We start from the raw sequence: 12,581 nt of genomic DNA, 5'->3' as shown, positions 1-12,581 counted from the left end.
TCCTCCGGGCCGAGTAGCTCTCCCCATTGTACTCCCATTTTCCCGCACATGGAAACTCGTCATCCGTCGTCCAACCGAATGCGCGGATCGTAATCGGCGACGACAAGAACATCCATACGCCGGCCATGCCGCACAATCGCGCCAACGACGGAAACCCGAAACAACGCAGACTTGAAGTCGCGGGCAGACTGTCCGACAATCATCTGCGTAGCGCGAAGTTGCCCGGCCTTCTGCAGAAGCGCGTCCGCCACTTTGCCTCTCGAGGCTGCCTGCCCGATCTCAAACTTGCCGCCGAGCCGCTCCGTCAAGTCGCGCATCGCCTCGATTCTGCCGCGCTCTTCCTCACTTATCATGCCTCCGCGGCAGACGAACATCACATGCCATTCCGCCTTCAGCCGATGAGCGATCCGAAATCCCCGGCGGATCAGACGGTCCGCGTTGCGGCTCGTCGTCACGCAGACGAAAATACTTTCCCGTCTGCGCCATGGTCCGCGCAGCGATCCGCCCCGCTCCCACGCCTCCAGCCGCTCGTCTACATCGTCCGCGATTTCCCTCAACGCCAGCTCTCTGAGCGCGATCAGATTGCCCGTCGTGAAGAAGTTGCCGAGCGCCTGAGCGACTTTGTCCATCGCGTATACTTTACCTTCGCGCATGCGCTGCTGCAGAGCCTTCGGCGCGACGTCGATCAGTTCAACCTCGTCTGCGAGCTTCAAGATGCTGTCCGGCACCGTCTCCCGGACGCGTACGCCCGTAATCTGTTCCACGGCGTCGTTCAGGCTTTCCAGATGCTGCACGTTCACCGTCGAAATGACGGAGATGCCGGCTTCGAGCACGGCAAGTACGTCTTCGTATCTTTTACGGGTGTCGCTGCCCGGCACGTTCGTATGAGCCAGTTCGTCGATCAGGACCACTTCGGGATTTCTCGCGATGATGGCCGGCACGTCCATTTCCTCGAGCTCAACGCCTTTGTACACTCGCTTCGCGCGAGCGATCGTCTCCAGTTCTCCGACTTGCGCCAGCGTCTCGGCGCGTCCGTGCGTTTCCAGTAACCCGATAACGACGTCGATATTCCGGCGCAGCAGATCGTTGCCTTCCCGCAGCATCATGTACGTCTTCCCGACGCCAGGGGCCGCGCCAACATATACTTTGAACTTGCCCCGGCGAATCCGCTCGATTTTCCGCTCGATTTCTTCCTCCGTCAGCCGTCGGTAGGTTTCGTCTTCCGAACGCAATCGGGTTGGGGCAGACTTCGTCGGCAGCACGCGTTCCCCGTCGTAATCCGCGCGGTCCGCCATAAAAAATACGTCGACGTTTTTCGTCTTGCGCAAAATGCCTTCTGAGACCGATCCCCGCCAGAAATCTTGCCAGAAGCTCGTCTTGGAATGACCGAGCACGATGCGGGTCGCGTTATGTTTCACCGCGTATCGAACGAGCGCGCTAGGCAATCGGCGGCGGCTTCGCAGCGGGAGTTCCTCGAACTCGGCGCCGACTTTCTCGGCCAACTTCATGATCGCTCTCTTGAACGCAGCTTTCTCCTTCGGCAGCGGAAGACCTGGTTTCGTAAACGCGACGATGCGCAAGTCTCCTCCGAGGCGCTTCGCGATCTGCTGACCTCGGCGAATATAGATTGAGCTGTTCCAATGATATTGCGCGGCGACGAGAATCCGCTCCGCCGCTCCGGATGGGCCAACTAAGCCTTGCCTCTCCCGGTGGCGCTCCAACGACTCGTTCACGTCTTCGGCCATCAGCCGTAACGCGAGCTCGCGGAGTTTGCCGATATTGCCTCTCCTGAGCAGCGCCGAATCCTTCAAGCTCATATTCCGCAAGTTACCCTCATTGAGCCTCTTCAATATCGTCTCCGGGCTGACGTCGATCAAGCGAACTTCGTCCGCTTGCTCGAGCGTATCCGCTGGAATCGCGGCCTCCGCCTCAATGCCGGTCAGCTTATGAGCCAGTTCCTTCATCCCTTCAAGCTCATAGACATTCACCGTCGCGATGACGCTGATTCCCCGTCCAAGCAGAAATTGAATATCTTCCAGCCGGGTTGCGAATTTCGCGCCCGGTCGATTGCGGTGCGCAAGTCCATCCACGAGCACCACTTCGGGATTGCGCTCGAGCAGCGCTTCGACGTTCAAATCTTTCTTCTCCGTCTCTCCCTCCATCCAATGTAGGCTCGGAACGCGTTCCAGTCCTTCGAGCTGCTCGACCGTCTCCGGCCTTCGTTTCGTCGACACGGCGCACACCACGACGTCGATGCCTTGGCTCTTGAGCGTCTGTCCCTCCCGCAGCATATGATAGGTTTTGCCCGAGCCCGCGATCGCCCCGATGTACACTTTGAGCCTGCCGCTGCGGATTTTAACGATCGATTCGAGCAGCTCTTCAGGCGTCTTGCGACGAAACCCGTCCATTTGGGACTTCCCTCCCGTTTGCGCACGATGTCCCGCCTACCCGGACGGCAGGCGGGATTCCTTATTTATTGAAGCAACGTTTGCAAATCGATATTTAATTTCAGCACGTTCACGCGCGGTTCCCCGAACAAACCGAGATCCCGGCCTTCGGTATGCTTGGCGACGAGTTCCCGCAGCTTCTCTTCCGCTATTCCCGTCAGCTTGGCGATTCGCGGAATTTGCACTTCGGCGGAGGCCGGCGTTATGTGCGGATCAAGTCCAGAGCCGGAGTTCGTCACGAGGGCAATCGGCAGCTTGGAGACCGGAACGTCCGGATTGGCTTGCTTCCACGCTTCGATCGAGTCCTTCGTCCGTTGCAGCATATCCGGGTTGGACGGCGCGTAGTTGTTCGAGCCGGAGCCTGCCGCGTTATTATCTATGCTCGAGATACGCCCCTGAAAATACTTCGGATCGGAGAACGTCTGACCGATCAGTTCGGAACCGACCGTTCGGCCGGACGCGTCCTTGATTAAGCTGCCGTTCGCATGATGCGGCATGAGCCACTGTGCAAGGCCCGTGCAGGCAAGCGGATAAATGATGCCGCACAATAGAATGAATACTAAACTAGCTCGCACCGCAACCGCTGCATAAGAGACGCCGACACCGCCGCGAACCGTTGCCATTTGATTTTCCATAGAAAACTCCCCTTTCATTCAGAAACAGCCTGGATGGAACACCTTACACCCACAAATGCACAATCAGGTCAATCAGCTTGATGCCGATGAACGGAACGATTACGCCGCCAAGTCCGTAGACGATGATGTTACGGGAGAGCAGCTTCGACGCGCTCAGCGCTTTGTAAGCGACGCCCTTCATCGCTAGCGGAATCAGAAGCGGAATAATGATGGCGTTAAAGATTAACGCCGATAATATCGCCGACTTCGGCGAGCCGAGCCCCATGATGTTAAGGACGCTCATCTCGGGAATCGCCAGTATGAACATCGCCGGGATGATGGCGAAATATTTGGCGATATCGTTCGCGATGCTGAACGTCGTTAGAGCGCCACGCGTCATGAGCAGTTGCTTGCCGATGGATACGACTTCGATAATTTTGGACGGGTCGGAATCGAGATCGACCATGTTCGCCGCTTCTTTGGCGGCAACCGTGCCGCTGTTCATCGCAAGTCCGACATCCGCCTGAGCAAGCGCCGGCGCGTCGTTCGTACCGTCACCGGTCATGGCGACAAGTTTGCCTTCCGACTGTTCGCGTCGAATGACCGCGATTTTGTCTTCCGGCTTGCTTTCGGCGATAAATTCGTCCACGCCCGCTTCCCGAGCGATCGTCGCGGCGGTCAGCGGGTTGTCGCCGGTGCACATGATCGTCTTGATGCCCATCTGGCGCATTTGCTCGAACCTGTCCCGCATGCCGGGCTTAACCGTATCCTTCAAATAAATGAGCCCGTAAATTCGATGATCTACGGCAACCGCCAGCGGAGTTCCGCCTTCCCTTGCGATGGCGTCGCTTCCGGCATCCAGATCGACGGGAATCGTTCCGCCTTGCGCCGCTACCCATTTCTTCACCGCATCCACGGCGCCTTTGCGCACTTGACGTCCGTCTCTCAGATCGACGCCGCTCATGCGAGTTTCCGCTTTGAATTCGACAAAAACACCATCCGCGGCTATTGCTTCGTCATAAGAGAACCCGAGCTTCTTCGATAGTTCCAGTACCGAGCGACCTTCCGGCGTTTCATCCTGCAAGGAGCTGATGACAGCCCATGACGCAAGCTCCTTCTCGCTCGACTGTCCGACGGACGCAAATTCACACGCCATCCGGTTCCCGTAGGTGATGGTGCCGGTTTTATCCAAAATGACCGTATTGATATCTCCTGCCGCTTCAACCGCTTTCCCGGACATCGCCAGCACGTTAAACCGGGTAACCCTGTCCATCCCCGCGATGCCGATGGCGGACAGCAATCCTCCGATCGTCGTCGGGATCAGGCATACGAGCAAGGCGATCAGCACGGGTACTTGCAATTCGATGCCCAAGTACTTCGCGATCGGGCCGAGCGTTACGATGACGATGAGGAAAATAAGCGTCAAACTCGTCAGCAGCGTATTCAGCGCCAGCTCGTTCGGCGTTTTCTGCCGTTTCGCGCCTTCGACGAGCGAGATCATCCGGTCGATGAACGTTTCCCCCGGATCGCTCGTGATGCGAACGACGATTCGGTCGCTGACGACGCGCGTGCCGCCGGTGACGGAACTGAAATCGCCGCCCGCTTCCTTGATGACCGGAGCGGATTCGCCGGTAATGGCCGATTCGTCGACAGAAGCGAGACCTTCGATGACTTCGCCGTCTCCCGGAATCATCTCTCCCTGTTCCACGATGACGATGTCGCCTTTGCGCAGTTCAGTCGAAGCTACGATCGCGACGCCTTGAGCGCCGACGCGTTTTCTCGCTTGAATGTCCTTCTTGGTGTTTTTCAAAGCATCGGCCTGCGCTTTGCCCCGGCCTTCCGCAAGAGCTTCCGCGAAGTTCGCGAACAGGACGGTTACAAGCAGGATAAAAAATACCGCCGCATTAAATCCGACATCGTCCTTCGTCCCGCCGAAAGCTCCCGGGAAAAGCGTCATCAGCAGCACGACGGCCGTCCCGACTTCGACGACAAACATGACCGGATTTTTCATCATGCTGCGCGGGTTTAATTTCAGAAAGCTGATTTTGATTGCGCGATTTACGATCGCAGCCGTCAGCATTGATTTGCGATTGGCGCTCATGCGCGTTCACCTCGTCATTATCCTAATTTCAAATGTTCCACGATCGGACCGAGTACGATGGCCGGCAAGAAAGTCAGCGCACCGATGATTAATACCGTGCCGATCAGTATGCCGTAAAAAAGCGTGTTATCCGTCCGGAACGTACCGACCGTCTCCGGTACTCGCATCTTGCGCACAAGCGAACCGGCCACTGCCAGCATGGCGATCATCGAGACGTAACGGCCAAGTAACATGACGAGCCCCGTCGTAATGTTCCAGAACGGCGTATTGTCGGCCAACCCTTCGAAACCGGAACCGTTATTGGCAGCTGAGGACGTGTATTCGTACAGCACCTGCGTGATGCCGTGGGAACCCGGATTCGAGATGGACCCTTGCCCGAGATCGGTCAGGAACGCGATCGCCGTCGGAACGAGAATAATGAACGGATGGGCGAGAATTGCTACCGCGATCAGCTTCATTTCCTTCGGCTCTATTTTGCGACCGAGAAATTCCGGCGTACGTCCGACCATCAGCCCGCATAAGAAAACGCCCAATATCGCGTACATCAGCATATTGATCAGCCCTACGCCTTTGCCGCCGAATACAACGTTCAGCATCATCTCGCCGAGCGCGCCAAGGCCGCCGAGCGGTGTAAGCGTGTCGTGCATGTTGTTGACCGTTCCGGTCGTCGCCGCAGTCGTGACGGCAGTGAACAAGGCGGATTGCGGAATGCCGAAGCGGACTTCCTTGCCTTCCATGCTGCCTTGCGACGCATCGATTCCCATCGCGTTGATCGCGGGATTGCCTCGCAGCTCCGAGAAGTAGATGAGCGCGAGGAATGCAAGGAACAGTGTCATCATTGCCCCGAACACAACCCAGCCTTGCTTGCGGTTGCGAGCGAAGCGCCCGTATACATAAGGAAGAGACGCGGGCAACGTCCACATGGACAATATTTCGATGACGTTCGTCAGCGGGGTCGGATTCTCGAATGGATGAGCCGAGTTGGCGCCGAAGAAACCGCCGCCGTTCGTGCCCAGATGTTTGATCGACTCCAGCGCGGCAACCGGACCGATCGCGATGTTCTGCACGGCACCGGAGAGCGTCGTTACCGTCACCGTTGGATCGAGCGTTTGCGGCACTTGCAGCGCGACGAGCAGCAGCGTCGCAAGAACGGCCGTCGGCAGGAAAATCCGGGTATGTGCCTTCACGAAATCTTCGAAGAAGTTCCCGATCGTCTCGCCCTTGCTCGTGATACCTCTGACGAATGCGATCGCCACCGAGAAGCCGGTCGCCGCCGACGTGAACATCATCATGATGATGACAGCCATCTGAGAGAAGTAGGACAAGCCCGATTCCCCGCTATAGTTCTGCAAGTTCGTATTGGTCATAAAACTCGTAATCGTGTTAAAAGAAAGCGTCTGTTCCATGTTATCGATGCCGCTCGGGTTCAACGGCAAATATTTCTGTACCCGTAAAATCAAGTAACCAACCGCCACAAGAACGATATTGGTCAGCAGAAACGCGAGCGCGTACTTTTTCCACGTCATGCCTTCCCGATTTTTCAACCCGATAAGCTTATAGATCAACCGTTCGAAGCCGCCGAAAATACGATCTTGCCGACTAGGTTCATTAGAGAACGCATGATATACATAACTTCCGACTGGTTTCACTAGCAGCGCCAGCACCGCCAGAACGATGACGATTTGCAACAGGCCCATAGCCTTTCCTCCCCTAGAACTTCTCCGGATTCACCAATGCGTATATCAGATACAGAAAGACGGCCGCCGCGACGATCGATACGATAATCATGGGCGATCCCCTTTCTCTCCGTCGACGACCCGGCCGCACCAGACAAGGAAACCGTAAAACAGTGCGAAAACACCCGCCAACAATGCAATCATATAAAGATCAAGCATGGAAAGAGCCCCCTTTAGCAGTTTCGATCAAATCGTCGGTGACAAGAAACTCGCAGTTCAACCCGTGGCTATGAATGACATAACTGGCTCCCAGTCCTTTGTACACATGGCGCGGCTGATGGCTTTCCGTCAGGACGTAAATCGGCTCCGTTGTCCAACTGCGGCAAATTTGAATGTATCGGCAGATGAGCGCGAGACTCGATTCGAATAAAAATACTTTGCCGACTTCGACTTCGGGAACGATCCACGTTTCTTCTTTGGCGGTATTCACTTCGACGATGCGATCGGCGCCGATTATGGACATACGCTTGCGTTCCGCCGCGTTGTTCACGATAACCGCGAACGGGACGTTCCGGGTTTGAAGCAGCTTGACGAACGACTCGCCGGCCGGCGTAGGCGCCGACACGAGTACGATATTGGGATGGGCCAATGTTTTCTCCTCCTGAAATTGGACCCGCGGCTGGCATAAAAAAAGAAGCCGCAGGAAGAGGGAACTTCTCGTGGCTTCCGGACATGGTCGAATAAACCGTGCCGTCACGATCATGAGTCGCCTCTCTCGGTACGCTTACGAGGTTAGCTGTCGGATTCGGGCTCGAGAGTCGCCCTACCGGTCGGCGGAGCTGCAGCTCCCGCCTTTCCGGATTCACCCCATGGACGTCGGCGCTAAAGCCCGTCCGTCTGGTTCCCCCGCTTCCTGCTCACAGGAATTCAGCGATAAAATGGCATAACAAAAACCGCAGAGGAATAAACCCTGCGGCCGTGAAGGTCACAAGTCCATCATCCTCTCCCCAACGTGCGAACGCCCGGAACCGGTCAACACCGATCAAGACGAAGCACTTCAACGCTTACGAGGTTAGCTGTCGGATTCGGGCGGTGAGAGTCGCCCTACCCGAAGCGCCGCCCTAGGAACGGCGCTTCGGGATTCACCCCGGACGGCGCGGGCGCGGCTCTCACACCGCACGCGCGCCATCGATTGGTTCCCCCGTTTTCCGCATTTTCGCGGAAACTCAGCGATTACGAATGGAACATTTGAATTGCTGAATCGAATATTACTCCTGACTCCGTTCCTTGTAAAGCAATGCCGCAAGCGGCCTGCACGCATATTTTGCCAGCCCTGTTTTTTGTACCGCTTACAACGGTCCCAAGCTCCAGAAAGCTCTTTTACGCTCGCTATCTTTCACGCTTTCTTGATTGCGGCCAATATTCCGACACGGGAGAGGTTGGATTCCTCGCCAGTCAAATGATATAATTTCGAAGGGAAATAGAGAGATCAAAGGGGGACTTGTAATGAGCACTTCGCGTAATCGCTTGACCCTGGCGCTAATCGCGCTCATCGCTCTGTTGCTCGTAGCTTCAGGCTGCGGCAAGAAAGAAGAAAACCAAAATTCAAAGGCAACTTCCGGCAACGGAGCTGCCGCCACACAGGAGGCTTCTGCAATGAACGGAGTAGACACTAGCGGAGATAACCCAATCGTAACAATCGAGATGGACAGCGGCAAAACAATCACCATCGAACTGTACCCGAAAATCGCCCCGAACACCGTTAACAACTTTATTTCGCTCGTCAAAAAAGGGTTCTACGACGGCACCATTTTCCACCGCGTAATTCCTAACTTTATGATCCAGGGCGGCGACCCTGAAGGCACCGGCATGGGCGGACCAGGTTACTCGATCGCCGGCGAATTCTCACAGAACGGCTTCGAGAACAACCTGAAACATACGGAAGGCGTCCTCTCTATGGCGCGTTCCGGGAACCCGAACAGCGCTGGCTCCCAGTTCTTCATTATGGTCGCTCCCGCCCCTCACCTCGATGGCGCATATGCCGCCTTCGGCAAAGTAACCGAAGGCATGGACGTCGTTAACGAGATCGTGAACTCGTCAAAAGGTGCGAACGATCGTCCGAAGACACCTCCAGTTATGAAGAAAGTAACTGTCGATACGCGCGGTGCTGACGCTCCGGAACCGGAGATTATCAAGTAACTTCTCAATAAAAGAGTAGGGCGATGCCGCCGAACGAACGGATGATTTCCGTTATTCGGCGGCATCGCCTTTTTTGTGCGCTCAACATTTGCTATGCCCCTTGACCTTAGGTCTGACCTAAAGTGTACAGTATAGGCATCCCAAGCTTTATGCAGAAGTGGAGTGTGTCCCATGAAAAGCGAAATTACGATCAGCGAGTTGGCTAGACTCATGAATGTGTCCGTTCATCAAATTCGATATTTTGAGGAAAAAGGCGTGCTCGAGCCGGCCTATACAAGCGACAACCAGTACCGCATGTACGGTATGGACGAAATTTATCGGCTTTCGCATATTTTGCTGCTGCGAAAGCTCGGCGTGCCCGTCGGACTTCTGAAAGAGTGCATGGACAATTATTCTGCGGATCAATCCCGACATCTTCTTCAGCACTTTTTGCATGACGTAGAGGACGAATTGAAGCGGTTGGAGCAGCTTCGGCAATTCATCCGTAAAGTGCTGCATGAACAGCAAAGCTACAGCTCCCTGAGCAGCCCATATGCGATTAAGCAGCGAGACGCCGTTCACCTCGCAAGGTTGGTCGAAATGGATCCGAGCGCGAACCTTGGCGCTAGACAGATAGTCGAACGGGCGCGGCGAGTTCCCCATTTGTTCGAGTCGGACATTCATTATGTTTGGGATGATTCGAATCGGCTGACGTTGTACACCGAAACGGAAGCGCCTGGCGATCTCGTTATGCCAGAGGGCGAATATCTTACGTTGCAGCGGCCTGCTGATCAGGATGACGAAATGGATCAAATGATCGAGCAATTCAGCAACTGCGCGGCCGATCAGGGTTACATCATCCAGGGGCCTATGGTCCTGATTGAGAAATCGTATTTATCCTTGTTCAGCAAACACAAGCTGCATTACGAACTGCAAGCTCTGATCTCGCCTACGGATCGTACCTGCAAGGAGGTTCGCAGATGAATCCTTCATCGAAAGCACGGATCACCGCTCTCGATCTGGCCAGAGCGCTGGCGATCTTCGGTATGATTATCGTGAACTATAAGCCCGCCATGAAGGCGGACAATGATGGACCTGCGTGGTTACGCGCAATCGCGGGGGTGTTCGAAGGGCGAGCATCGGCTTTGTTCGTTGTGCTGGCCGGAGTCGGGGTATCGTTAATGACATCGAAAGCACGGAGAACGATGGATTCTTCGCTCATCCGCCAGAGCCGAAACAGCTTATTTCGCAGAGCCGCATTCCTGCTTGCCGCCGGCACGTTTCTATTGCTCATCGGCTGGAGCGCCGATATTTTACACTACTATGCCGTGTTCCTGTTTGTTGCTGCCTTCCTTTTCACAGCATCCGATCGCATACTTCTCGTTCTGATCCCGATCGTATTGCTTGTATCGCAGATGTTGTTGCTCGTACTCGATTACAGCGCAGGATGGAATGCAGAGTTCCACGAATACAGCGGCTTCTGGACGTTGGATGGGTTCGTTCGAAATCTGTTGTTTAACGGATTTCATCCTGTGTTTCCTTGGTTGTGTTTTTTCCTCGTTGGGATGTGGATCGGGAGAAGGGATTGGCTGAACCGGGAAAATCGAGCGAGGCTGCTATCGTTTTCATTGCTGGGTGTCGTAGCTTTGGAAACCGTGTCTTATTTGCTGATCAGGTGGACTTCTCCATGGTTAGACCACGAATCCGCGACCTATCTTTTCGGAACGAAACCGATGCCGCCAACCGCTTTGTACATTCTCTCGGGCACTTGTTCGTCTTTGGGCATCATTGCAATCTGTCTGTACGCGATCGACAAGTTCGAGCCGTCTCGTCTTACTCAAGCTGTAATTAGCACAGGGCAATTATCTTTGTCTCATTATATCGGGCATGTCGTGATCGGATTAGGGGTGCTTGAGGTATTCGGATATTTGGAAAATGGCAATCTCGCTTTTGCGCTGGCCTACGCGACCGCCTACTTCATCTTCGCCATCCTTTTCTCGACAGTGTGGAGAAGGCGGATGGACAGGGGGCCGGTAGAGTTGCTCATGAGAAAATTAAGCTGAGTCTCGTGGAGAGTCACCGGACGAACAAATTGAACAAATTGGCCTTCACGATAACGAGCACGTAGTCAGGTGGAACCGAATTAGAGCGGCGCGGAAGCGCGATAATGAGCACGTAATCAGGTGGAACCGAATTAGAGCGGTGCGGAAGCGCGATAACGAGCACGTAGTCAGGTGGAACCGAATTAGAGCGGTGCGGAAGCGCGATAATGAGCACGTAATCAGGTGGAACCGAATTAGAGCGGCGCGGAAGCGCGATAACGAGCACGTAGTCAGGTGGAACCGAATTAGAGCGGCGCGGATGCGCGATAACGAGCACGTAGTCAGGTGGAACCGAATTAGAGCGGCGCGGAAGCGCGATAACGAGCACGTAGTCAGGTGGAACCGAATTAGAGCGGCGCGGAAGCGCGATAACGAGCACGTAGTCAGGTGGAACCGAATTAGAGCGGCGCGGATGCGAGATAACGAGCGCTTAGTCAGGTAAAGAGACTGTCGATTAATGATGAGCAATTTCCGCTCCCAGATCGGTTTTTATGGAGGATCATCAAAAGTGAGAAAAAATAAAATCGATCTGACAGCCGTGTTTTAGCAGTCTCTGCAGTAAATTGCTCCCTCAAAAATTAGTCGACAGTCTCTCAAACCGGACTTACTCATCTCACTTATGAGACAGCCTCTACATTTATTTCTGCGCGATACGCGATTGCAGCGTCGCTTCAATTTGAGCGAACGTCGTTCTATCCAAGCTGTCGACGAGGACGTCGGCTTCCGAGAAGTTCATCTGCGCCGTCACCGGATTCGGAATGGCCAAGCCCCATAAGCCGGCGGCTTTCGCGGCGCGCAGCCCGTTCATCGAATCCTCGATCGCAAGCGCCTCGCCCGGCCTGACGCCGAGTGCCTCGACCGCGCGGATATACAGCTCAGGATCGGGCTTCACCCGCTTCACATCATCAGAGGAACAGATAACTTCGAAACGATCTCTGATTCCTTGTTTGCCTAGATGTTTCTCTATCCACGCACGGTCCGAGCTAGAAGCGAGGCCGATCTTCCAGCCCAAGCTGTGCGCCTCTGCCAACCGTTCAAGTACGCCGGGACGTAGGGTAGCATTTTGCAGCCGCTCGGCATGTCTAGCCCGGTGCAACTTGTACAGTTCATCTTTGTTCAATGTTTTCCCCGTCCTGCGCTGCAGATCCGCATGAGGATCGAAGCCGCCGAGCGTTCCGATGCATACGGCCCAAGTTTCCAGCTCAAGCTTTTGCCCATGATCCGCATAGACGCTGCTGATAGACTCGTAAGCACTAGTCTCCGTATCTACCAACGTTCCGTCGAAGTCGAACACAACTGCTCTCAATGCCATCTACTCCCACACTCCCGTTTCTCTATTTGGCTTGACACTCCACACGGCTAAAGGCGTGGGATTCTTGGGTAGTTAGCGCACTCTGTGCATTTCTGCTTCGTGCAACTCCCAAGTTCAGGGCTGTGCCATCAGCCCATCCTAGAACAGTGCT

At 55.0% G+C, this 12,581-nt stretch carries 11 protein-coding genes and 2 riboswitches; of the genes, 3 read left to right on the top strand and 8 right to left on the bottom strand.

The window, feature by feature from the left end; genetic code table 11:
* Positions 1–59: 59 nt before the first annotated feature.
* From ACFPOF_RS17140 to ACFPOF_RS17115, 6 genes are all read right to left on the bottom strand, one after another.
* On the bottom strand, positions 60–2,408 hold the full coding sequence (locus ACFPOF_RS17140; protein ID WP_378134784.1) for a histidine kinase: 2,349 nt from the start codon (positions 2,406–2,408) through the stop codon (positions 60–62).
* A gap of 65 nt (positions 2,409–2,473) precedes the next feature.
* The gene (gene kdpC, locus ACFPOF_RS17135) at positions 2,474–3,082 is read right to left on the bottom strand and encodes a potassium-transporting ATPase subunit KdpC (RefSeq protein WP_378134782.1); all 609 of its coding nucleotides are present in this window, start codon (positions 3,080–3,082) and stop codon (positions 2,474–2,476) included.
* 43 nt (positions 3,083–3,125) lie between these two features.
* Positions 3,126–5,162 carry a potassium-transporting ATPase subunit KdpB gene (gene kdpB, locus ACFPOF_RS17130; protein WP_378134780.1) on the bottom strand — a complete coding sequence of 679 codons (2,037 nt, stop codon included), beginning with the start codon at positions 5,160–5,162 and terminating at the stop codon, positions 3,126–3,128.
* 17 nt (positions 5,163–5,179) lie between these two features.
* Positions 5,180–6,859 carry a potassium-transporting ATPase subunit KdpA gene (gene kdpA / locus ACFPOF_RS17125; RefSeq protein ID WP_378134778.1) on the bottom strand — a complete coding sequence of 560 codons (1,680 nt, stop codon included), beginning with the start codon at positions 6,857–6,859 and terminating at the stop codon, positions 5,180–5,182.
* Between the two features lie 13 nt (positions 6,860–6,872).
* Positions 6,873–6,950, bottom strand: coding sequence for a potassium-transporting ATPase subunit F (locus ACFPOF_RS17120; protein ID WP_378136017.1), 78 nt, complete (start codon positions 6,948–6,950; stop codon positions 6,873–6,875).
* 99 nt (positions 6,951–7,049) lie between these two features.
* Positions 7,050–7,487, bottom strand: coding sequence for a hypothetical protein (locus ACFPOF_RS17115; protein WP_378134776.1), 438 nt, complete (start codon positions 7,485–7,487; stop codon positions 7,050–7,052).
* 116 nt (positions 7,488–7,603) lie between these two features.
* Positions 7,604–7,781, bottom strand: a riboswitch (cyclic di-AMP (ydaO/yuaA leader).
* Positions 7,782–7,884: 103 nt separating this feature from the next.
* Positions 7,885–8,080, bottom strand: a riboswitch (cyclic di-AMP (ydaO/yuaA leader).
* Between the two features lie 264 nt (positions 8,081–8,344).
* Between ACFPOF_RS17115 and ACFPOF_RS17110 the strand changes: the two genes are divergently transcribed.
* From ACFPOF_RS17110 to ACFPOF_RS17100, 3 genes are all read left to right on the top strand, one after another.
* Positions 8,345–9,037, top strand: a complete 693-nt coding sequence (locus ACFPOF_RS17110) for a peptidylprolyl isomerase (protein WP_378134774.1) — start codon at positions 8,345–8,347, stop codon at positions 9,035–9,037.
* A 171-nt stretch (positions 9,038–9,208) separates the two neighbouring features.
* Positions 9,209–10,000, top strand: a complete 792-nt coding sequence (locus ACFPOF_RS17105) for a helix-turn-helix domain-containing protein (RefSeq protein ID WP_378134773.1) — start codon at positions 9,209–9,211, stop codon at positions 9,998–10,000.
* Complete coding sequence (locus ACFPOF_RS17100; RefSeq protein WP_378134771.1) at positions 9,997–11,079, top strand: DUF418 domain-containing protein; 1,083 nt, start codon at positions 9,997–9,999, stop codon at positions 11,077–11,079. The genes ACFPOF_RS17105 and ACFPOF_RS17100 overlap by 4 nt, the downstream gene beginning before the upstream one ends.
* A 13-nt stretch (positions 11,080–11,092) precedes the next feature.
* Here the strand turns inward: ACFPOF_RS17100 and ACFPOF_RS17095 are convergent, their stop codons facing one another.
* Positions 11,093–11,497, bottom strand: coding sequence for a hypothetical protein (locus ACFPOF_RS17095; protein ID WP_378134768.1), 405 nt, complete (start codon positions 11,495–11,497; stop codon positions 11,093–11,095).
* Between the two features lie 258 nt (positions 11,498–11,755).
* Positions 11,756–12,430, bottom strand: a complete 675-nt coding sequence (locus tag ACFPOF_RS17090; RefSeq protein WP_378134767.1) for an HAD family hydrolase — start codon at positions 12,428–12,430, stop codon at positions 11,756–11,758.
* Positions 12,431–12,581 lie beyond the last annotated feature (151 nt).

Origin of the sequence: Cohnella soli, assembly GCF_042655525.1 — a bacterium.
Lineage (GTDB): Bacteria > Bacillota > Bacilli > Paenibacillales > Paenibacillaceae > Cohnella > Cohnella soli.
Note: the sequence above shows the minus strand (reverse complement) of the source record. Positions and strands in the feature narration are given on the sequence as shown.

What these genes read in the sequence shown, in the direction of transcription:
- ACFPOF_RS17140 (WP_378134784.1), bottom strand. Translation starts at nt 2,408, where the DNA reads ATGGACGGGTTTCGTCGCAAGACGCCTGAAGAGCTGCTCGAATCGATC.
- kdpC (WP_378134782.1), bottom strand. Translation starts at nt 3,082, where the DNA reads ATGGAAAATCAAATGGCAACGGTTCGCGGCGGTGTCGGCGTCTCTTAT.
- kdpB (WP_378134780.1), bottom strand. Translation starts at nt 5,162, where the DNA reads ATGAGCGCCAATCGCAAATCAATGCTGACGGCTGCGATCGTAAATCGC.
- kdpA (WP_378134778.1), bottom strand. Translation starts at nt 6,859, where the DNA reads ATGGGCCTGTTGCAAATCGTCATCGTTCTGGCGGTGCTGGCGCTGCTA.
- ACFPOF_RS17120 (WP_378136017.1), bottom strand. Translation starts at nt 6,950, where the DNA reads ATGATTATCGTATCGATCGTCGCGGCGGCCGTCTTTCTGTATCTGATA.
- ACFPOF_RS17110 (WP_378134774.1), top strand. Translation starts at nt 8,345, where the DNA reads ATGAGCACTTCGCGTAATCGCTTGACCCTGGCGCTAATCGCGCTCATC.
- ACFPOF_RS17105 (WP_378134773.1), top strand. Translation starts at nt 9,209, where the DNA reads ATGAAAAGCGAAATTACGATCAGCGAGTTGGCTAGACTCATGAATGTG.
- ACFPOF_RS17100 (WP_378134771.1), top strand. Translation starts at nt 9,997, where the DNA reads ATGAATCCTTCATCGAAAGCACGGATCACCGCTCTCGATCTGGCCAGA.
- ACFPOF_RS17090 (WP_378134767.1), bottom strand. Translation starts at nt 12,430, where the DNA reads ATGGCATTGAGAGCAGTTGTGTTCGACTTCGACGGAACGTTGGTAGAT.